The organism is Kluyvera genomosp. 3 (assembly GCF_011765685.1).
GTDB lineage: Bacteria > Pseudomonadota > Gammaproteobacteria > Enterobacterales > Enterobacteriaceae > Kluyvera > Kluyvera georgiana_A.
Window position 1 is genome coordinate 4453485 of record NZ_CP050321.1, and the last position, 21365, is coordinate 4474849.

The following is a 21365-nucleotide window of genomic DNA, read 5'->3' on the forward strand; positions in this document are numbered from 1 at the left end:
TCTCCGTAGCTAGCTGCGTAGCCTATAAAAGACTTAAATCTTTGGATGAGGATAAATAGATTTTTAGAATTCCTCTTTAGAGGATATTTTATAATAACAAACTTGACAATAGGAGTTCTTTTTTTAAAATAGAGAATTATAGAGCCTAACTAACAATAAAAGTCGTTTATTATTTATATCTAATGACATATAGTTTATATTTTCTACAATTCTGTTACTCAGGAAAAGAACTGTAGATCCAATAAATAGGTATCATAAGATGGCAGATAAAAGAATATCAAAAAGCACTTTGTCAATGTTTCTAAGATCAAAGTGTGACAGAAGTTTATTTTTATCTCTTCACCAAGATTCTGAGTTGGCTACTCACAACATGCCGGTTCCCTTGCAAGCTCGACCTGGAGTTGGCGTTCTTCAAACAGCCGGTCGTAATTTTGAGGATCAGCGTAACGACCAACTGATTCGAGCTTTTGGTAGTAGAGTTATCTACCAGCCAGATAAATTAGGTACAAATAAACCAGTCAAAGCTTCTCTTTCTGATTTATTAAAAAAAGTCAACTCTCTTCCGTCTGTCATTCTCCAAGGAAAATTTGAGCCAATAGATTTCCAAAGTGACTTTCTAAATAACATTGGACTTAATTCATCTCACTCCTCACTTATTCCTCCTATAGCAGGGCTTATACCAGATATTATTTTAGTAAGAGAGCCAAGGGAGGACGACGAGGAAATAAAACCAAATGGAAGCCGGAATGTTATACAAACTGCAACAGAAAAACGTTTTGCCCTAAGCATTATTGATATTAAACATACAAGTGAGGCAAACCCAAGTTATTCTGCTGAGGTTGCATTGTATGCGCTACTCCTTTCAAATTGGATTATTAAACAAGGGTTGCAGAATAAATATTTCGTCACCATTCGTAGTTATCTATGGACAAGATTCAAGCAAGGACAGTCCATACTTGATACGCTATTATTAAACCCTAACAACATAGCACCTGAGCAATACATCAACGCTCTTATTTCAGATAGTGAAGATGCGAATCTTCGATTTTATCTACCTACAGTGTTACATTTTTTTCGCGAAGATTTACCGCGAGTAATTTCTATTGGTGATAGTTCTAATAAAGGCTGGGAAAATCTGGAATGGCATGTTGACAGCCGATGCAGTGCCTGTGACTGGCTCGGAAATGAAGTATGGGCAAATACAAAAGATAAAACCAGAATTTCTGCCTTTCCCAATCACTACTGCTTCACAGCAGCCAAAATTACCGGCCACCTAAGCCAAATCGCAGGAATGACACGAGGGGCAAGAAAAACACTTAATCTGAACAGAATAAATTGCACAAACGATGTCGCTACATTGCCTCCTTCAGATATTGCTTTTCAATCTCATAGTCACTTAAAGAAAGAGCGCAGCCGAATCCCAGCAAGAGCAAATGCTCTTTTATCATCGAATACAAATGTTGATACTTCAGCTGTACTTGCTAGCTTAGCTCCATGGCCACAACTACATTCATGTATAGCAGTTAACTTTGATCCAAGCGCCGGATTATTAACGGGATTATCAATTACAGGAAAAACTACTGCTTATATAAAAGGTCAAAGTCCACGATACTTCCCAACTAAATCGTTTGTTGTGGATCAGAAAAACTTAGACGATGAATGGAACGCTCTCGAAGGTTTATTATCTACACTATCTGATATGATTGATCAATCCGAAAAATATATTCGAGAAGCAGGAAAAACCCCTCTCACAGCTCAAATTGCATTTTGGGAAAAACGTCAGTTTGAGGAGTTATGTAATGCGATGGGGAGACATCTACCACGCGTACTTGGTCTAACTGATAGAAAAACAAAAGCATTAGCATGGTTATTCCCAGCGGATGAACTTATAGAAAAACCGGATGGAGCAGTTAGCCCATGTGTAGTATTCATTGATGACATTATTAAGAGAGTTGTTTTCTCTCCATCACCTCATGTCATCACTTTATTTGACACAGCAACAAACTATTACTTCGGGAACTTTCCTGTCGTACAAAAAGATGCTTATTATCGTGAGTTTCTTACTAATGGTATACCCCGTGAAAGAATATATGAAATATGGAGCAATGCGGCCACAATAAAAAGAGGAAGTGTCATATCTCCAAGAAATACTGTTATTCAAGAATTTGCAAACGCTTTAGAAAAACAATGTAAAGCGTTAAACAGTATTGTTGATAAATTACGATTTGACTTCAGCGGGCATTTAAAGGCAAATGCTCCTAAACTCTCTCTTTCTATCCCCAGAGGTACAACAAATGTTGCTTTTGACTCCAAACTATGGGTTTGGTGGGATGAATTACAATATCAGACAAAAAAATTAGAGTCACATCAGAGAATCGCTCTTGACGCCGAGACATTAGAGGCAAGCTACGATGCTATTAGAATTACAAATGGAAGACCAACAGGTCAACCTAACGAGTATGTATTCGATGTACTAACTGGTTCTACAGAGGCTAAACTTGATGACAATGATGGTTTTTTGATTCTTGGAAAAGAAGGATTCCCTGGTTTTCCATTACAACGTGCATTAGATATCTTAAATAAGGGTATTAACTATTCTATAATTCAAGATGCATTGTTGACCACTCCCTTATGGTCATCACTTAGCGTAACATTAATTTCATTCGATAGAAACACTCGTAAGGCAGTACTATCAATATTTAATAGAAAGCAAACTAATTTCTTTCAGTTACTTGTCGCAAATTCGCCTATAGATTTCATGAATGATATTTTTATAACAAAAGGGCAATCATCATTTAAATGGTACGAAAAAGTAAAAAATATCTTAAGCTTAGTTGGAAATCCATCAATAGCTGTTGCAGATACTAACGCTGCACATGCAATGGGGGCTAAACCTGCAAAATCTGGCAAAGATGTTGTGACTCCTCTTGCCCGCGTATTATGGGAAGCTGATACCCTTTATAATAATTCAATAATTTCAACAGCAGATGCTAAATCTATTGCCTCATATGCGAAAGCAAAATTTGGTTTGAATGATAGTCAAATGGCTGCTATATCACATGCTTCAGAAAAAGGATTAACGCTAATATGGGGACCACCTGGAACGGGCAAAACTCAAACATTAGCGGCATGTATTCATAGCATGGTCTATCATGCTATGAATACCAACGCCCCCTTAAAAGTCTTAGTAACAGGTCCAACATATAAAGCAGTTGAAGAACTTATAGAAAGGGTAATTAACTCACTAAGTGCGGAAAAATCGTGTAACACTGAGATATTCGTAGGATATTCACAATCTCACTCCCCAAAAAACATCTCGTGTTGCACAACACACTTAAAAGTATCTTCATTTAAACTCTCAAATAGCAATAATGAAACAGCTGATTGCATTGCAAGTTTAAGGAATACAAAATCTACTACAATAGTCGCAACATCTACTATGCAAGCTTATAAACTTGCCGAATGGATGCATGGTTCTTCCGTAGCTCCTATTTTTGACATTTTAATCATAGATGAAAGCTCCCAAGTTCAAGTTACTACAGCTATTTCTCCGTTAGCTACAATAAAAGATAGCTCACGTGTTATTATCGCGGGTGATCATTTACAGATGCCGCCAATATTAGCATTAGAACCACCAAAAGGATCTGAATATTTAGTCAGCAGCATTCAGAAATATCTCATGGAACGATCCTTTGGCAGTAAAATATTGCCATGTCCATTAGAAGAAAATTATCGTTCTGCCGAAGACATTGTTGCGTATGCAAGAACTATAGGTTACAGATCTACTCTTAAAGCATCAAATGAGAAAACAAGCCTTCATTTCTTGTCTAAATATCCGAAACCACTATCAAACTATCCTAGCACCCTTCCCTGGTCTACTTTATGGTCTGATATTCTAGATGAAAACAAAAAGATATTAACATTATTACATGAAGATGAACTATCATCTCAGAGTAACATTTTCGAAGCGAAGATTGTTTCTGCTTTAACTTGGATATTAAGTCAGACAGTTAGTAATAACTTGAACGGCAGGGAAGCATGTGTTCATGATACGCCGACCGCCGAACACTTCTGGCAAAAATGCATTGGTATAGTGACGCCACATAGAGCCCAACGAGCACTGGTAATAAGAGAGCTAAAATCTATTTTTCCTGCAGATCAAGGAGAACTTATTGATAGCGCAGTGGATACTGTAGAAAAATTTCAAGGTGGTGAAAGACATACGATCATTGTAACATTTGGAGTAGGTGATGCAGATGTCATCATCGGTGAAGAGACATTTTTAATGCAACTAGAACGTACAAATGTTGCTATATCGCGTGCAATGGCCAAGTGTATTGTAGTTATGCCTCAGACTCTTGCAGGGCATGTGCCCCAAGATAAAAAAGCACTTGAGACAGCCCATGCAATAAAAGACTATGTTGATGAATTCTGTAATCAAGAAATCCTTGCACAGATTCAATATGGCTCAGAAGTTAGGAATGCTAAATTGCGATATCATGTTTAGACATTGACTGAGCTAAATTCGCTCGACATGGAAGTCATATTCTATAGCGGCAGAAGACCCTGTTCTCATTTGATGGGCTTGCCGCTTACCTGCTTCAGCACTATCAGCAGCCCGAACAGATATCAATCGCCATAGAATGTTCGATTCTTCTAGTGAATTTCTAAATATCTCTTTAGCATTCACTGATGCAGATGGAATAATTCCAAATCTAACATACATATGCAGATCATTACTTTCAGAAGCACATTTAGCAATGTTACGCCAAACCTCACCAAGTGATTTTGAAAATGTATCCTTACCAGAATGATCTAATTGTGATCCAGAACTGTAATCTACGGATTCAGGACCACCTAAAAACCAATTCCTTAGCCACTGATCTTGTACATAGGTCTTCATACCATAATAAGGAGGAGAGGTAATTATAAGTGAAGGACGCATATTCAAAGACTGAAAAACATCAGCAGACCTTGAGTCTCCTTGGATCACTTGTTTAAATGTGTCCGGAATCCCGCTTGAAAGACCGACAAGACGTTCAATTTTACGACGAAGGACTCGCAAAACATCGACTTTAGGTGGACTCATTCCTCGCTCACTCCAAAACCTTACAGCATAATCTGGTTTAGAAGCATAAGTTCGAGGCATTTGATTTGAAAAATAACTCATATTATCTATATTTCTTGCAAGAGGGCCATGCAATGCCCCTAATATTGCAGCTCTAAGTATAACGGAACTGTCTGTATCTAATGGTAATTTAGATAGTCCTTCTCTTAATGCGCAAATATCTCTGAGAGTATCAGAATGATATGCAACCCTAAAAAATGGAGTATTAGGTATTTTATTTGGATCAACTTTAGAAAGAATATTTTCTGCAAGCTCAATAGGTGACATGGGATCACAACTAGCAAGTTTCGCTCTTGCAACAGCTACTGCAACGGGTGATGAATCAATCCCCCATGCAGAAACTCCAAATGTACGAGCTGAAAAAAGCGTTGTACCTCTCCCGCAAAACGGATCTAAAACCACCGGGCGTTGTTTTTTGTATTTCTTTATTATTTTATTAGGATATTCCAACGGAAACATAGTAAAATATGGGCAAATAGCATTCAGCGCATTTTCTTTACGGTATGCAAGGGCCATGACTCTGCTCTTCCTTAAAATTTTATCCATGCTACCTCATACCAAGATATTCTACTAGCAGTAGGTGATACACACTAGTCGACGATGAAGAAGCATTCAATTTCGTTTCACAAATAAGTGCGGTGTAAGTTAGCCATTGAATAATGGCACCAATAACATAAACATACTATTTTTCAATATGTTAATTAATAAAAATACTATGTCTTTACTTTAGCAAAATCAAACGGACTAATCCCCTTCTCCCGATTCACATCCAAATAATCCGCCCACCACTGCAACATCAATCGGCGCTCATCTAAGTGCTCGGCCTTGTGAATGTAAGCTGCACGTACTAAGTTACGTTCCATATGGCTCATTTGCCGCTCTACAGCATCCCTTGACCACAGCCCTGACTCAATCAGCGAGCTACATGCCATAGTCCTGAAGCCATGCCCACAAACCTCCACCTTAGTGTCATACCCCATAACACGCAGCGCCTTATTCACCGTGTTTTCACTCATCGGTTTACGAGGGTTATGATCGCCAACGAAAACAAAATCACGCTCGCCACTAAACTTGTGAACCTGTTTCAGAATTTCTAATGCCTGGCGAGACAGCGGTACTAAGTGAGGTGTTCGCATTTTAGAACCTCGTTGCGAATGCTTAACACCTTCTATAGCTTCTCGTTCTGCTGGGATTGTCCACATTGCCCTTTCAAAATCGATCTCGGGCCAACGGGCAAAGCGCAACTCACTGGAACGAATAAAGATTAATAACGTGAGCTCAACAGCCAGACGGGTTAAAGGTCGTCCGGAGTAGCTATCAATTCGCTGGAGTAGTTCAGGTAAGCTTTTCAGTTCAAGTGCTGGTCGATGGACACGATTACTTGAAGCAACTGCCCCAGCCATCTCCTGAGCAGGATTGTAATCGATCAAACCGCTTTGCACTGCATAACGCATAATCGCATTGGTACGCTGCTGAAGACGCGAAGCCACTTCAAGACGCCCTGTAGCCTCAACTACTTTGATAGGGACAAGGAGATCGCGCGTACTAAAACTATCAATACTCCGCTTCCCAATTGCTGGGAACAAATTATCTTCCAGGCTCTTCAGCACCCGTCGGCTATGTTCTTCTGTCCATTTTTTATTTGCTGCGTGCCACTCTCTGGCAACTGACTCAAAGGTAATAGCCTCTTTCGTCTGCTCTTCTTTCACTGCACGTTTGTGTTCACGGGGATCGATACCTGCAGCAACAAGCTTTCTGGCCTCTTCCCTTTTTTGACGAGCATCAGCCAGTGATGTTTCAGGATAAACCCCAAATGCCATCAGGTGCTGCTTGCCCCCGAAGCGAAAGCGGAACCGCCAGTATTTTGAGCCATTAGGGTGAATGAGCAAAAACATGCCATCCCCATCGACAAGGGTATACTCCTTTTCCTGTGGTTTTGCAGAACGCACTTTGATATCTGTCAGAGCCATAAAAGTTCTCCTTCCATGTGCCGAAGTGAGTATACAACCATTATCGAACCAACATATATACTCGGTTCTATACTCACAAGCGTCTTGATGTGGGTTGACTCAGATTGACTTAGGTTGAGTGAAAAAGCGAGGAAAGCCTTGCGGATACTGGATTTCAGGCACAAAAAAAGACGTCCGTTGACGTCTATTGATGTTCCGATGGTGCCGAAGGCCGGACTCGAACCGGCACGTATTGCTACGGTTGATTTTGAATCAACTGCGTCTACCGATTTCGCCACTCCGGCACGGAAAGGTATGCGGAAAACGTTGTGGATTATACCTGTCACGCGCCACCATGCAAGCGTCAGACACCCACTCCGCCACTAAGTGTCTAAAAAAACATCGACTCCCCTACAAAACCCTTAACCACCGCTAACTCAGCCGCCAGCCAGTGCTTTTTCCTGGAATCCGCCTCGCAAAAAAATGCAACGTGACCAGGTCGGTTTACATTTCCCTTTATTTGATATGAGATCGCGTAACTAAATCCTGTAATAACAGTCACCGCTTTCAGGACACCGTCATGCGCTTCTATCAGGTTGAACCGACGCTCGAAAACTACTGGCGCGGGATTATTCTTTTTGGCAAAAACGTCGCGTCCTATAAGTTCGCGCTGGCGCATGCGCTGTACGATCTCAAACCTAAAGGTAGAGATCTGATCTTACTGGACGATCTGGCTGTGCCGTTCAGCGAACATCTCTGTCGCCATCTGCAACATGCACCGAAGCAGATAACCTCACGCAGCAGCCAGTTTATTACCGCCTGTTCCCAGTTCAATGCGGGGGAGATCACCCGCGATGCGTTAACCGCCATTACGGTGCGTCAGGGGTTCAACAATGTGATTGATGCTTTCCACAACGTGAATCAGGGCGAGATTGAGAAACGTTTTTTTATTGATGAGCGCAAGACCCATAAGGGCATCCGACTGACGGAGAATTTTTATCGTCTGGGTGAGCGCCTGCAGTATCAAAACCTCAGCTTTGAAACCAACGCGCGCTGGAGCCTGGTCGAGCAGGCGTGGGCGATGAATATCGCCAGCCAACTTATCAACGTGGAGTACGACGATAACGATCAGATACTGTTTAGCCGCAGTAGCGATCGCCGCGTGGCCATCTCGAGCTGTCGTGATAGCCTCAACGGCTACCAGAAGGGGCGCTGCTTCTACTGTTATGCGCCGATCAGCCTGAAGCCGGACGATGAACAGTTTGCTGACGTTGACCACTTTATCCCGTGGAAGGCGCGTGAGCAGGTGCGTAACGTGAATGGCGTCTGGAATCTGGTGCTGGCATGTAAGGAGTGCAACCGGGGCGAGAAAGGCAAGTTCGCTCGCCTGCCGTCCCGCAAGCTGCTCCAGCGCTTGCACGATAGAAACGAATACTTTATCAATAGCCACCTGCCGCTACGCGAAACATTGATCAGGCAAACCGGAACGGCGACGGCGCAGCGCGAAAAATTCCTCGCTACCAGTTGGAACGATGCGCTACAAGTTCTTTTCCACCAATGGGAACCTGCCGCGCAGGGAACGGATACTTTCTGATGACGCTTGAATACTATCAGTACCACGCCGACGATTTTTTTAGCTCGACGGTTAACGTCGATATGAGCTCGCTCCATACGCCTTTTCTGGAGCATATTCCGCAAGGCGGCTGGATTCTGGATGCCGGATGCGGTTCGGGGCGCGATAGCAAAGCATTTTTACAGCAGGGCTATCAGGTTGAGGCTTTCGACGCAACAGCGGAAATGGCAAAGCTTGCCAGTCAGCATACCGGTCTGCCGGTTAAGCAAATGACCTTTAGCGACGTCAATACCGTTAATCGTTACGACGGCATCTGGTGCTGTGCCTCGCTGCTGCACGTCAGCGCCACCGAACTCCCGGATGCCATGGCAAAACTGGCGCAGGCACTTAAGCCCGGCGGTATCTGGTACGTCTCCTTTAAATATGGCGACGGCGAACGAATCAAAGATGGCCGCCGCTTTACCGATCTCAATGAACAAGGGTTGAATGCTCTGCTGGCAGGGTTTGCGGGCATCACGCTTGTCGGTCACTGGATAACGGAAGACAAGCGGCCCGGCCGCAGCGAGATGTGGTTAAACGCACTGTTACAGAAGCGTGCTTAATCCCCCCTTCCGCCAAGCGCCCTGCCCCCACATGCTCTACACTCTCAGTTCAACACCACACTGAGAGATACACGATGTCCATCATAAAAAGCTACGCCGCGAAAAATGCCGGGGCAGAACTGGAAGTCTGGGAATACGATGCCGGGGAGCTGTTGCCGGAAGACGTTGAAGTGAAGGTGGATTACTGCGGGATCTGCCACTCGGACCTGTCGATGATCGACAACGAATGGGGGTTCTCTCAATATCCGCTGGTTGCAGGCCACGAGGTGATTGGTCACGTGGTGGCGCTGGGCAGCGCGGCACAGAATAAAGGGCTGAAAATTGGTCAGCGCGTGGGTATTGGCTGGACGGCGCGAAGCTGCGGCCACTGCGATGCCTGTATCGATGGCAACCAAATTAACTGTACCGAAGGATCGGTGCCGACCATCCTCAATCACGGTGGCTTTGCCGATAAGCTGCGCGCCGACTGGCAATGGGTTATTCCGCTGCCGGATAACATTGATATCGAAACCGCAGGCCCGATGCTGTGCGGCGGGATTACCGTCTTTAAACCGCTGCTGATGCATCACGTTACCGCCACCAGCCGCGTGGGGGTGATTGGGATTGGGGGTCTGGGGCATATCGCCATTAAGCTGTTGCGGGCGATGGGTGCCGAGGTGACGGCGTTCAGTTCCAATCCGTCGAAAGAGCAGGAAGTACGGGCGATGGGCGCGGACCACGTGGTCAACAGCCGTTCGCCGGAAGCGCTCAAAGAGCTGGCGGGTCAGTTTGATCTGATCATCAACACCGTCAACGTGGATCTGAACTGGCAGCCGTACTTCGAAGCGCTGGCCTCGGGCGGCAACTTCCATACCGTTGGCGCGGTGCTGACGCCGCTGCCGGTCCCGGCGTTTACTCTGATTGGCGGCGACCGTAGCATCTCCGGTTCGGCAACGGGTAACCCGTTCGAACTGCGCAAGCTGATGAAGTTTGCCGGTCGCAGCAAAGTGGCGCCAATCACTGAGCTGTTCCCGATGTCGAAAATCAACGATGCCATCCAGCACGTGCGTGACGGTAAAGCCCGTTACCGTGTGGTGTTGAAGGCTGATTTCTGATGTCACTCCGGCGGCGTTCTGCCGCCGGATCTTCTCTCTGCGCCATTAACCTTTAGCAAACGCAGCGAAGACTTCCGCTACGGCAACGGCTCCGGGATCCGGCACGCCGTTCAGGTTGTCGCTGTTCACATAAGATGCGCGTCCTGCTTTCGCTTTCTGCATGGTCGCCGTGCTATCAGCGCCCTGCTGCGCCGCCGCAATCGCCTCTGCCAGCCCCTTGTCACGCAGCGCTTCCAACGCCGGCTGCAAGGCATCAATTAATGTACGATCGCCGGGTGCGGCACCACCGTAGAACTTCATCTGCTTTAACCCTGCCAGTAGCGCATCCGGTAGCATCTCCCGCTGTGCTAACGCCTGCCCTGCTGCGGTAAAGAACAGCGACATCAGCACGCCGCTGGAGCCCCCCATCACCGTTGCCAGACGCTCGCCAATCAGCTGCAAAAGTTGCGCCGGGTTGTTCAACGGCAGCGCATTCTGTTCAAGCTGCGTGGCGATATCCTGCGCGCCCAGCGCAAAGGTCGAGCCGGTATCGCCGTCACCCACTTTAGCATCCAGCGCGTTCAATCGCGCTTCGAGCCCCAGCAGCGTCTGCGTCGCTTGCTCCACCAGCGCATGCACCTGTGGGTTCTCCGATGGCTGAACCTCCAACGCGTCGTGCACTTTGGCATGCGTCAGGGTTCTGAGCGGCGCAAAAGCCACCGCCTTCACCCAGCCAGAGGTTTCAACATCAGCCAGCAGCGCTTCTTCGATGACCTGATTAAGAACAATCAGCGACAGCGAGAAACCTTTCATATCCAGCGAGCTAACCAGCGTCGCCGGGCCAATCAGATAGGCTATCTGCTCGCGCAGCGCGGAATGCGCCAGCTCTTTGGTGAGCAGCGCCATCTCCAGCTCCGACACGCCGCCCAGGTTGTTGATCAGCACTGCCACACGGTTGTCTCCCGCAGAGGCTTTCAGGGTCTCAACCAGCGTGCCTATCAGCTGTTTACTGTTATGGCTGCTGACCGTCGAGGCACCCGGCTCGCCGTGAATGCCCAGCCCCAGCTCCACCTGTCCTGGCTTAATGCGATCTTCGGTCTCTCCACCGGGCAGATTGCAGGTTTCCATCGCCAGCCCCAGGCTGAACACGCCCCGGCTGGCCTGCTGGGCTATCTCGTGCACTTCGCTAAGCGATTTACCCTGCTCCGCCGCGTAGCCCGCCACTTTATGCACCAGCGCCGTGCCCGCAATACCGCGCGGCTGTTTGTTATCCGGGAGCGCAACGTCGTCGGCGACAATCACCATCTCCACCTTCAGGCCGTAGCGTTTGGCCTTTTCGGCGGCAAGCCCGAAGTTGAGGCGGTCGCCGGTGTAATTTTTGACAATCAGCAGGCAACCTCGGTCGCCCGTGACCGCGACGATGGCGTTCAGTACCGCATCCACGCTTGGGGAAGCAAAGAGTTCGCCACATACGGCAGCGGTGAGCATGCCTCTGCCGACAAAGCCCGCGTGCGCCGGTTCGTGGCCGGAGCCACCGCCGGAGATAATCGCCACCCGGCTTTTATCCCAGTCACCGCGAGCCACAATACGAATAGCCGGATCGATATCCAGTCGAACCAGGTTGCCGTGAGGCGCAGATAACACTACGCCTTCCAGCGCATCGTCGACCAGCTGTTTGCGATCGTTAAAGAAGAATCTGGACATAACCTTCCAAAAAAAAGAAAACCGTATGCAAAGCATAGTCCGCACTGGATAACGCGCCGCAAAACAGACAATTTACTGCCGCGAGTTATCGTTGTTTTGCCTATACTCGACGCAGAATAAATGGAGGATTACCCATGAGCGCACCTTTGCTGATCGCACGCACCCAGGACAAGCAGCTTGAATTGCTGCCTAATATGGCCAACCGCCACGGGTTGATTACCGGTGCCACCGGTACCGGGAAAACCGTCACCCTGCAAAAAATGGCCGAGTCGTTCTCGGAGATTGGCGTGCCGGTCTTTATGGCGGACGTGAAAGGCGATCTGACCGGTGTGGCAAAAGAAGGCCTGGCCTCTGAAAAGCTAATGGCGCTCCTGAACAATATCGGTGTCACCGACTGGGAGCCGCACGCAAATCCGGTAGTCGTGTGGGATATCTTTGGCGAGAAGGGCCACCCGGTGCGGGCAACAGTGTCTGACCTCGGCCCACTGTTGCTGGCACGCCTGCTCAACCTCAACGAAGTGCAGTCCGGGGTGTTAAACATCATCTTTCGCATTGCCGACGATCAGGGGCTGTTGCTGCTGGACTTCAAAGACCTGCGCGCGATAACCCAGTACATCGGCGATAATGCGAAATCTTTCCAGAACCAATACGGCAATATCAGCAGCGCCTCCGTAGGGGCTATTCAGCGCGGGCTACTGACGCTGGAGCAGCAAGGTGCCGAACACTTCTTCGGCGAGCCAATGCTGGATATCAAAGACTGGATGCGTACCGACAGCAATGGCAAAGGCATCATCAATATCCTCAGCGCGGAAAAGCTCTACCAGATGCCGAAGCTGTACGCCGCCAGCCTGCTGTGGATGCTCTCCGAGTTGTACGAGCAGTTGCCGGAGGCCGGCGACCTCGAGAAGCCGAAGCTGGTCTTCTTCTTCGATGAAGCGCACCTGCTGTTTAGCGATGCGCCGCAGGTGCTGCTGGATAAAATCGAGCAGGTGATCCGCCTGATTCGTTCTAAGGGCGTGGGCGTCTACTTTGTCTCGCAGAACCCATCGGATATTCCCGATGCGGTGCTGGGCCAGCTTGGTAACCGCGTGCAGCACGCGCTACGCGCCTTTACACCGAAAGATCAGAAAGCGGTGAAGACGGCGGCGCAGACCATGCGCGCTAATCCGGCATTTAACACAGAGCAGGCGATTCAGGAGTTAGGGACCGGGGAGGCGCTTATCTCGTTCCTTGATACCAAAGGCAGCCCATCTGTCGTTGAGCGAGCGATGGTGATTGCGCCATGTTCACGCATGGGGCCAGTCACCGACGACGAGCGCAATGGTCTTATTAATAACTCGCCGCTGTATGGCAAGTATGAGGATGAGATAGACCGTGAGTCGGCGTTCGAGATGCTGCAAAAAGGGGTGCAGAACAGTGCAGGTCAGGCGGATGCTCCGCCGGCCAAAGGTCAGCAGGGCGTTGATGACGGCATACTTGGCGGGCTGAAAGATATTATCTTCGGCACCACCGGTCCGCGCGGCGGCAAACACGATGGTCTGGTGCAGACGGCGGCAAAAAGCGCCGTGCGTCAGGTGACGAACCAGATTGTGCGTGGGATGTTGGGTAGCCTGCTGGGTGGACGGCGGCGTTAGTTTCGTACCGTTTGTTTGCCGGATGGCGGCGTAAACGCCTTATCCGGCCTACATGATCCCGTAGCCCGAGCCCCGGGGGCAGCGCCAATGTACAAAAGGAATACAGCCATTCCAGGCATAAAAAACCCGGCGTCGCTTTCGCTTGGCCGGGCTACAAGAGAGGTTACGCTTTTCGCATCATCAGCCAGAGGCTTATCAGGAAGAAGCTGGCGCTTGGCAACAGCGCGCCGATAATCGGCGGAATGCCGTATACCAGCGTGAGCGGGCCGAAGATCTGATCGAGCACGTAGAACACGAAGCCGAAGCTAATCCCTGTCACCACGCGCACGCCCATCGGCACGCTACGCAGCGGGCCGAAGATGAACGACAGAGCCATCAGCATCATCACCGCTACGGAAAGCGGCTGGAATATTTTGCTCCACATATTCAGCTGGTAACGTCCGGCGTCCTGGCCGCTGGCGTGCAGATACTTCACATAGTTGTGCAGCCCGCTGATGGACAGCGCATCCGGGTCCAGCGCCACGACGCCAAGCTTGTCAGGCGTGAGGGTGGTTTTCCAGGTACCGCTCACCGTCTGCGAACCGGTAATCTGTTTCGGATCCGAGAGGTTAGATTCATCCACCTGCGATAAACGCCAGACCTTCTGTTCAGTATCAAATTTGGCGCTAGCCGCATAGCGAACAGACTGTAGACGACGCTCGTTGTTAAAACTGTAGATGCTCACGCCACCCAGTTCGTCGTTGCCCTTAACACGCTCGATATACACAAAACTGTGGCCGTCTTTCGCCCACATGCCCTGCTGGGTTGAAAGCAGCGAGCCGCCATACATCTGCTGCGCACGGTAGTTACGCGCCATCTGCTCGCCCTGCGGTGCGACCCATTCGCCCATCGCCATGGTCAGCAGCACCAGCGGAATCGCGGTTTTCATCACCGACAGCGCCACCTGCATACGGGTGAAACCCGAAGCCTGCATCACCACCAGTTCGCTGCGCTGCGCCAGCATCCCCAGCCCCAGCAGCGCGCCAAGCAGCGCCGCCATAGGGAAGAAGATCTGCACGTCTTTCGGCATGCTGAGAAGGGTATAGATACCCGCGCCCAGCGCGTCATAGCTCCCCTGCCCGGCCTTTTTCAACTGGTCGACAAACTTGATGATGCCGGACAGCGACACCAGCATGAACAACGTCATCATGATGGTGGTGAAAATGGTTTTACCGATATAGCGGTCTAGTACACCAAATGGCTGCATTATACCGCTCCTTTATTGGTCAAGCGGGCGCGAAGACGACGCATTGGGACGGTGTCCCACAGGTTCAGCGCCACGGCCAGCGCGATATACAGCAGGTTAACCGCCCACATCCATACCGCCGGGTCGAGCTTGCCTTTGCCGGCATTCGATTTCAGCGAGGTTTGCAGCAGGAAGAACACCAGATAGAGCAACATCGCTGGCAGCATCGAAAGCACACGCCCCTGACGCGGGTTGACTACACTGAGCGGAACCACCATCAGCGCCATAATGAACACCGTCAGCACGAGCGTCAGGCGCCAGTGCAGCTCGGCGCGGGCACGGTTATTGTCCGTATTCCACAGCGTGCTCATACTCATCTGCTCGGTATCGGTCGGGTCGGCGGCTACCGCTTGATGGCCAATAATCGCCTGATAGTTTTTAAAATCGGTAATGCGAAAGTCGCGCAGCATAGCGGTACCTTCAAAGCGGGTCCCCTGGTTTAAGGTCACCACCTGAGAGCCGTCTTTACGCTGCGAAAGCTGACCGGAATCGGCGACAACCACCGAAGGACGCGCGCTGCCTTTTGGCCGCAGCTGCGCCAGGAAGACGTCATGGAAGCTTGAGCCATTCACACCTTCGATGAATAACACCGCGTTACCATCGGTTGACTGCTGGAACTGGCCCTGCGCCAGCGCCGCCATACCGGGGTTAGCTTTCGCTTCGGCGAGCACTTCATCCTGATGGCGAGAAGACCATGGCCCAGCCCACATCACGTTGACAGCCGCGACGATGCCGGTAAACAGCGCCAGTACCATCGCCGCTTTAATCAGGACGGCTTTACTCAGGCCGCAGGCGTGCATCACCGTAATTTCACTTTCGGTATACAATTTCCCCAGCGTCATCAGAAGACCCAGGAACAGGCTCAGCGGCAGGATAAGCTGCGCCATTTCAGGCACGCCGAGCCCCAGCAAAGAGAGAACCAGGTTTGTCGGGATATCACCATCAACCGCCGCGCCGAGGATCCTCACCAGTTTCTGACAAAAGAAGATCAAAAGCAGGATGAAGAGGATGGCAAGCTGGCTTTTTAGCGTCTCCCGCACCAGATATCGTATGATTATCACTATAAATACGCCCGTAAAAACCCGTCTTATTGCAGGAAAATAGCTTGTTTCATGGCTTAAACGTCATTTATTCTCTTGAGTCGTCGAAATCATCGCTAAGATTAAATGACTCAGCGGTTTCACGTTTCATGACCTGTTCTGACGTGCCAGGACCGTAATAACGTTAAGATTAACACGAAGTCACCGCAACAGCGGAAATGAGTTACGTAAGCTTGCAATTCTATCCGTAGCCACCGCCGTTGTCTTTAAGATTCAGGAGCGTAGTGCATGGAGTTCAGTGTAAAAAGTGGTAGCCCGGAGAAACAGCGGAGTGCCTGTATCGTCGTAGGCGTATTCGAACCACGTCGGCTCTCTCCCATCGCCGAACAGCTCGATAAAATCAGCGACGGTTATATCAGCGCGCTGCTGCGTCGCGGCGAACTGGAAGGCAAACCGGGGCAGACCTTATTGCTGCACCACGTACCGAACGTGCTGTCAGAACGCATTCTGCTGATTGGCTGCGGGAAAGAGCGCGAGCTCGACGAACGCCAGTACAAGCAGGTCATTCAGAAAACCATCAACACCCTGAATGACACCGGTTCAATGGAAGCCGTCTGCTTCCTGACCGAACTGCACGTTAAAGGGCGCAATAACTACTGGAAAGTGCGCCAGGCGGTTGAAACCGCGAAAGAGACGCTGTACAGCTTCGACCAGCTCAAAACCAACAAAAGCGAGCCGCGTCGTCCGCTGCGTAAAATGGTCTTCAACGTGCCAACCCGCCGTGAACTGACCAGCGGCGAACGTGCGATTCAGCACGGTCTGGCCATTGCCGCCGGTATCAAAGCGGCGAAAGACCTCGGCAACATGCCGCCAAACATCTGTAACGCCGCCTATCTGGCCTCACAGGCGCGTCAGCTGGCAGACAGCTACAGCAAAAATGTCATCACCCGCGTCATCGGCGAACAGCAGATGAAAGAGCTGGGAATGCACTCCTACCTCGCGGTCGGCAACGGTTCGCAGAACGAATCACTGATGTCGGTCATCGAGTATAAAGGCGTTGAATCTGAAGACGTTCGTCCGATTGTGCTGGTCGGTAAAGGTTTGACCTTCGACTCAGGCGGCATCTCCATCAAGCCGTCCGAAGGCATGGACGAGATGAAGTACGACATGTGTGGCGCGGCGGCGGTATACGGTGTGATGCGTATGGTTGCCGAGCTTCAGCTGCCGATTAACGTTATCGGCGTGCTGGCGGGCTGTGAAAACATGCCGGGTGGCCGCGCGTATCGCCCGGGCGACGTGCTAACCACCATGTCTGGCCAAACCGTTGAAGTCCTGAACACCGACGCCGAAGGCCGTCTGGTGCTGTGCGACGTGCTGACCTACGTTGAGCGCTTCGAGCCGGAAGCGGTTATCGACGTGGCGACGCTGACCGGCGCCTGCGTGATTGCCCTGGGTCATCACATCACCGGTCTGATGTCGAACCACAACCCGCTGGCGCACGAACTGATTGGCGCGTCCGAGCAGTCGGGTGACCGCGCGTGGCGTCTGCCGCTGGGTGATGAGTATCAGGAACAGCTGGAGTCTAACTTCGCGGATATGGCCAATATCGGCGGCCGTCCTGGCGGTGCGATCACCGCAGGCTGCTTCCTGGCGCGCTTTACCCGTAAGTACAACTGGGCGCACCTGGACATCGCGGGTACCGCATGGCGCTCCGGTAAGGCCAAAGGCGCAACCGGTCGTCCGGTGGCGCTGCTGTCGCAGTTCCTGCTGAACCGCGCCGGGTTTAACGGCGAAGAGTAAGGCCCCCCCCTCACCCTAACCCTCTCCCCACTGGGGAGAGGGAACCAATCTTCCCCGCGTTCGGGAAGGGAGTCAGGGGGCGATTTAAATCCACCACAAGAAGCCCCATATATGAAGAATGCGACGTTCTATCTTCTGGACAATGACACCACCGTCGACGAGCTTAGCGCCGTCGAACAACTGGTGTGTGAAATTGCCGCAGAACGTTGGCGCGCGGGCAAGCGCGTGCTGATCGCCTGCGAAGACGAGCAGCAGGCCATTCGCCTGGATGAAGCCCTGTGGAGCCGCCCTCCGGAAAGTTTTGTGCCGCATAACCTGGCGGGCGAAGGCCCAAGAGGCGGTGCGCCAGTGGAGATCGCCTGGCCTGCCAGGCGCAACAGCAGCCCACGGGATATACTGATAAGTCTGCGGGTAAACTTTGCAGATTTTGCCACCGCTTTCACAGAAGTGGTAGACTTCGTCCCTTACGAAGAAACTCTGAAACAACTCGCACGCGATCGCTACAAAGCCTACCGCGTGGCTGGTTTTAACCTGAATACGGCAACCTGGAAATAATGGAAAAGACATATAACCCGCAAGATATCGAACAGCCGCTTTACGAGCACTGGGAACAGCAGGGCTATTTCAAGCCTAACGGCGACGAAAGCAAAGAGTCCTTCTGCATCATGATCCCGCCGCCGAACGTCACCGGCAGTTTGCATATGGGTCATGCTTTCCAGCAAACCATCATGGACACCATGATTCGCTACCAGCGCATGCAGGGCAAAAACACCCTGTGGCAGGCCGGTACCGACCACGCGGGTATCGCTACCCAGATGGTGGTTGAGCGTAAGATTGCCGCTGAAGAAGGGAAAACTCGTCACGACTACGGTCGCGATGCGTTCATCGACAAAATCTGGCAGTGGAAAGCGGAATCCGGCGGCACCATTACCCGTCAGATGCGCCGTCTCGGCAACTCGGTTGACTGGGAGCGCGAGCGCTTCACCATGGACGAAGGTCTTTCCAATGCCGTGAAAGAAGTCTTCGTTCGCCTGTACAAAGAAGACCTGATTTACCGTGGCAAGCGCCTGGTGAACTGGGACCCGAAACTGCGCACCGCCATCTCTGACCTGGAAGTGGAAAACCGCGAGTCCAAAGGCTCGATGTGGCACATCCGCTATCCGCTGGCCGACGGCGCGAAAACCGCAGATGGTAAAGATTATCTGGTCGTCGCCACTACCCGTCCGGAAACCATTCTCGGCGATACTGGCGTGGCCGTGAACCCGGAAGATCCGCGTTATAAAGATCTGATCGGCAAATTCGTTATTCTGCCGCTGGTCGACCGCCGTATTCCAATCGTAGGCGACGAACACGCCGATATGGAAAAAGGCACCGGCTGCGTGAAGATCACCCCGGCGCACGACTTTAACGACTACGAAGTTGGCCGTCGTCACGCGCTGCCGATGATCAACATTCTGACCTTTGACGGCGACATCCGCGAAACTGCGGAAGTGTACGACACCAAAGGCGAAGAGTCTGACGTTTACTCCAACGCGATCCCGGCAGAGTTCCAGAAGCTGGAACGTTTTGCTGCCCGTAAAGCAATCGTCGCTGCCGTTGACGCACTGGGCCTGCTGGAAGAAATTAAACCGCACGACCTGACCGTCCCTTACGGCGACCGTGGCGGCGTGGTTATCGAACCGATGCTGACCGACCAGTGGTATGTGCGTGCCGACGTGCTGGCGAAACCAGCGGTTGAAGCCGTTGAAAACGGTAGCATTCAGTTCGTGCCGAAGCAGTACGAAAACATGTACTTCTCCTGGATGCGCGATATTCAGGACTGGTGTATCTCCCGTCAGCTGTGGTGGGGTCACCGTATCCCGGCATGGTACGACAACGACGGCAACGTCTACGTTGGCCGTACTGAAGACGAAGTGCGTCAGGAAAATAACCTCGGCGCCGACGTTCAGCTTCGTCAGGACGAAGACGTTCTGGATACCTGGTTCTCCTCCGCGCTGTGGACCTTCTCCACCCTCGGCTGGCCGGAAAACACCGACGCGCTGCGTCAGTTCCACCCAACCAGCGTGATGGTTTCCGGCTTCGACATCATCTTCTTCTGGATTGCCCGCATGATCATGATGACCATGCACTTCATCAAAGATGAAAACGGCAAGCCGCAGGTGCCGTTCCATACCGTCTACATGACCGGTCTGATTCGCGACGACGAAGGCCAGAAGATGTCCAAGTCCAAGGGTAACGTTATTGACCCGCTGGACATGGTCGACGGCATCTCCCTGCCGGAGCTGCTGGAAAAACGTACCGGCAATATGATGCAGCCGCAGCTGGCTGAGAAGATTGCCAAGCGTACCGAGAAGCAGTTCCCGAACGGTATCGAGCCGCACGGCACCGACGCCCTGCGCTTTACCCTGGCGGCGCTGGCTTCGACCGGTCGCGATATCAACTGGGATATGAAGCGTCTGGAAGGTTACCGTAACTTCTGTAACAAGCTGTGGAACGCCAGCCGCTTCGTGCTGATGAACACCGAAGATCAGGATTGCGGCTTCAACGGCGGCGAAATGACCCTGTCGCTGGCGGACCGCTGGATCCTCGCTGAATTCAACCAGACCGTGAAAGCGTACCGCGAAGCGCTGGATAACTTCCGCTTCGACATCGCCGCGGGCATTCTGTATGAATTCACCTGGAACCAGTTCTGCGACTGGTATCTGGAGCTGACCAAGCCGGTAATGACCGGCGGTTCCGAGTCTGAACTGCGCGGTACCCGCAATACGCTGGTTACCGTGCTGGAAGGTCTGCTGCGCCTGGCGCACCCGATCATCCCGTTCATCACCGAAACCATCTGGCAGCGCGTGAAGGTCATTTGCGGCATTACCGCCGACACCATCATGCTGCAGCCGTTCCCGGAATATAACGCCGCGCAGGTTGATGAAGCCGCGCTGGCCGATACCGAATGGCTGAAGCAAGCGATCGTTGCCGTACGTAACATTCGTGCGGAAATGAACATCGCCCCGGGCAAACCGCTGGAGCTGCTGCTGCGTGGTTGCAGCGCTGACGCGATGCGTCGCGTGAACGACAACCGTAGCTTCCTGCTGAACCTGGCGCGTCTGGAAAGCATCACCGTACTGCCTGCCGATGATAAAGGTCCGGTTTCCGTGACCAAAATCATCGACGGCGCCGAACTGCTGATCCCGATGGCGGGCCTCATCAACAAAGAAGATGAGCTGGCGCGTCTGGCGAAAGAAGTGGCGAAAATCGAAGGTGAGATTGCCCGTATCGAAGGCAAACTCTCCAACGAAGGTTTCGTCGCCCGCGCGCCGGAAGCGGTCATTGCCAAAGAGCGTGAGAAGCTGGACGGTTATGCAGAAGCGAAAGCGAAGCTGATTGAGCAGCAGGCGGTCATCGCCGCGCTGTAATCATCGTGCCTGTACGTTTGCCGGATAGCGCTGCGCTTATCCGGCCTACAGCACCGTCAACGTAGGTCGGAAAAGCGTAGCGCATCCGACACTACTGACGATTAAAAAGCCTCTGGCGTCCTCGCTCAGAGGCTTTTTATTGAATTATCCTCGCTTGCGCTCCCCCT

At 51.0% G+C, this 21365-nt stretch carries 13 protein-coding genes and 1 tRNA gene; 8 read left to right on the plus strand and 6 right to left on the minus strand.

The features are described from left to right. The first annotated feature begins 259 nt into the window (after window positions 1-259). Window positions 260-4507 (plus strand): DEAD/DEAH box helicase, encoded by a 4248-nt coding sequence (locus tag GY169_RS20805; protein WP_167577007.1) that lies wholly within the window; start codon window positions 260-262, stop codon window positions 4505-4507. Window positions 4508-4519: 12 nt separating this feature from the next. Here the strand turns inward: GY169_RS20805 and GY169_RS20810 are convergent, their stop codons facing one another. The 3 genes from GY169_RS20810 to GY169_RS20820 form a co-directional block, all read right to left on the minus strand. Beyond that, window positions 4520-5674, minus strand: a complete 1155-nt coding sequence (locus GY169_RS20810) for a DNA methyltransferase (protein ID WP_223882130.1) — start codon at window positions 5672-5674, stop codon at window positions 4520-4522. Window positions 5675-5841: 167 nt separating this feature from the next. Then, entirely contained in the window at window positions 5842-7098 is a 1257-nt protein-coding gene (locus tag GY169_RS20815) for a tyrosine-type recombinase/integrase (RefSeq protein ID WP_167577008.1), read from the minus strand. A gap of 199 nt (window positions 7099-7297) precedes the next feature. Further along, window positions 7298-7382: transfer RNA gene (locus tag GY169_RS20820), tRNA-Leu, on the minus strand. Window positions 7383-7657: 275 nt separating this feature from the next. Between GY169_RS20820 and GY169_RS20825 the strand changes: the two genes are divergently transcribed. The 3 genes from GY169_RS20825 (at window position 7658) to ahr (ending at window position 10346) form a co-directional block, all read left to right on the plus strand. Next, window positions 7658-8671 carry an HNH endonuclease gene (locus GY169_RS20825; protein WP_163445778.1) on the plus strand — a complete coding sequence of 338 codons (1014 nt, stop codon included), beginning with the start codon at window positions 7658-7660 and terminating at the stop codon, window positions 8669-8671. Continuing rightward, complete coding sequence (locus GY169_RS20830; protein ID WP_167577009.1) at window positions 8671-9252, plus strand: class I SAM-dependent methyltransferase; 582 nt, start codon at window positions 8671-8673, stop codon at window positions 9250-9252. Before GY169_RS20825 ends, GY169_RS20830 begins: the two co-directional genes overlap by 1 nt. Window positions 9253-9326: 74 nt before the next feature. Beyond that, on the plus strand, window positions 9327-10346 hold the full coding sequence (ahr, locus tag GY169_RS20835; RefSeq protein ID WP_167577010.1) for an NADPH-dependent aldehyde reductase Ahr: 1020 nt from the start codon (window positions 9327-9329) through the stop codon (window positions 10344-10346). 45 nt (window positions 10347-10391) lie between these two features. On the opposite strand, the gene GY169_RS20840 is transcribed toward ahr, so the two are convergent. Next, a complete protein-coding gene (locus GY169_RS20840; RefSeq protein WP_167577011.1) occupies window positions 10392-12029 on the minus strand; it encodes a dihydroxyacetone kinase subunit DhaK in 1638 nt (545 codons plus the stop codon). 134 nt (window positions 12030-12163) lie between these two features. Here GY169_RS20840 and GY169_RS20845 point away from each other — a divergent pair, with 134 nt between their 5' ends. Further along, a complete protein-coding gene (locus tag GY169_RS20845) occupies window positions 12164-13663 on the plus strand; it encodes a helicase HerA-like C-terminal domain-containing protein (RefSeq protein WP_167577012.1) in 1500 nt (499 codons plus the stop codon). A 163-nt stretch (window positions 13664-13826) separates the two neighbouring features. Here GY169_RS20845 and lptG read toward each other — a convergent pair whose 3' ends face one another. After that, window positions 13827-14909 carry an LPS export ABC transporter permease LptG gene (gene lptG, locus GY169_RS20850; RefSeq protein WP_163445783.1) on the minus strand — a complete coding sequence of 361 codons (1083 nt, stop codon included), beginning with the start codon at window positions 14907-14909 and terminating at the stop codon, window positions 13827-13829. Continuing rightward, complete coding sequence (lptF, locus tag GY169_RS20855; RefSeq protein ID WP_167577013.1) at window positions 14909-16009, minus strand: LPS export ABC transporter permease LptF; 1101 nt, start codon at window positions 16007-16009, stop codon at window positions 14909-14911. The genes lptG and lptF overlap by 1 nt, the downstream gene beginning before the upstream one ends. A 267-nt stretch (window positions 16010-16276) precedes the next feature. On the opposite strand from lptF, the gene pepA reads away from it, so the two are divergent. The 3 genes from pepA (at window position 16277) to GY169_RS20870 (ending at window position 21198) form a co-directional block, all read left to right on the plus strand. Further along, complete coding sequence (pepA, locus tag GY169_RS20860; protein WP_064546996.1) at window positions 16277-17788, plus strand: leucyl aminopeptidase; 1512 nt, start codon at window positions 16277-16279, stop codon at window positions 17786-17788. Window positions 17789-17899: 111 nt separating this feature from the next. Further along, a complete protein-coding gene (gene holC / locus GY169_RS20865) occupies window positions 17900-18343 on the plus strand; it encodes a DNA polymerase III subunit chi (protein WP_163445785.1) in 444 nt (147 codons plus the stop codon). Continuing rightward, window positions 18343-21198, plus strand: a complete 2856-nt coding sequence (locus GY169_RS20870) for a valine--tRNA ligase (protein ID WP_167577014.1) — start codon at window positions 18343-18345, stop codon at window positions 21196-21198. Before holC ends, GY169_RS20870 begins: the two co-directional genes overlap by 1 nt. The last annotated feature ends 167 nt before the right edge of the window (window positions 21199-21365 follow it).

Excerpts from the sequence above, each read along its gene's own strand:
- GY169_RS20805 (WP_167577007.1), top strand. The coding sequence starts at position 260 with ATGGCAGATAAAAGAATATCAAAAAGCACTTTGTCAATGTTTCTAAGA.
- GY169_RS20810 (WP_223882130.1), bottom strand. The coding sequence starts at position 5,674 with ATGGATAAAATTTTAAGGAAGAGCAGAGTCATGGCCCTTGCATACCGT.
- GY169_RS20815 (WP_167577008.1), bottom strand. The coding sequence starts at position 7,098 with ATGGCTCTGACAGATATCAAAGTGCGTTCTGCAAAACCACAGGAAAAG.
- GY169_RS20825 (WP_163445778.1), top strand. The coding sequence starts at position 7,658 with ATGCGCTTCTATCAGGTTGAACCGACGCTCGAAAACTACTGGCGCGGG.
- GY169_RS20830 (WP_167577009.1), top strand. The coding sequence starts at position 8,671 with ATGACGCTTGAATACTATCAGTACCACGCCGACGATTTTTTTAGCTCG.
- ahr (WP_167577010.1), top strand. The coding sequence starts at position 9,327 with ATGTCCATCATAAAAAGCTACGCCGCGAAAAATGCCGGGGCAGAACTG.
- GY169_RS20840 (WP_167577011.1), bottom strand. The coding sequence starts at position 12,029 with ATGTCCAGATTCTTCTTTAACGATCGCAAACAGCTGGTCGACGATGCG.
- GY169_RS20845 (WP_167577012.1), top strand. The coding sequence starts at position 12,164 with ATGAGCGCACCTTTGCTGATCGCACGCACCCAGGACAAGCAGCTTGAA.
- lptG (WP_163445783.1), bottom strand. The coding sequence starts at position 14,909 with ATGCAGCCATTTGGTGTACTAGACCGCTATATCGGTAAAACCATTTTC.
- pepA (WP_064546996.1), top strand. The coding sequence starts at position 16,277 with ATGGAGTTCAGTGTAAAAAGTGGTAGCCCGGAGAAACAGCGGAGTGCC.
- holC (WP_163445785.1), top strand. The coding sequence starts at position 17,900 with ATGAAGAATGCGACGTTCTATCTTCTGGACAATGACACCACCGTCGAC.
- GY169_RS20870 (WP_167577014.1), top strand. The coding sequence starts at position 18,343 with ATGGAAAAGACATATAACCCGCAAGATATCGAACAGCCGCTTTACGAG.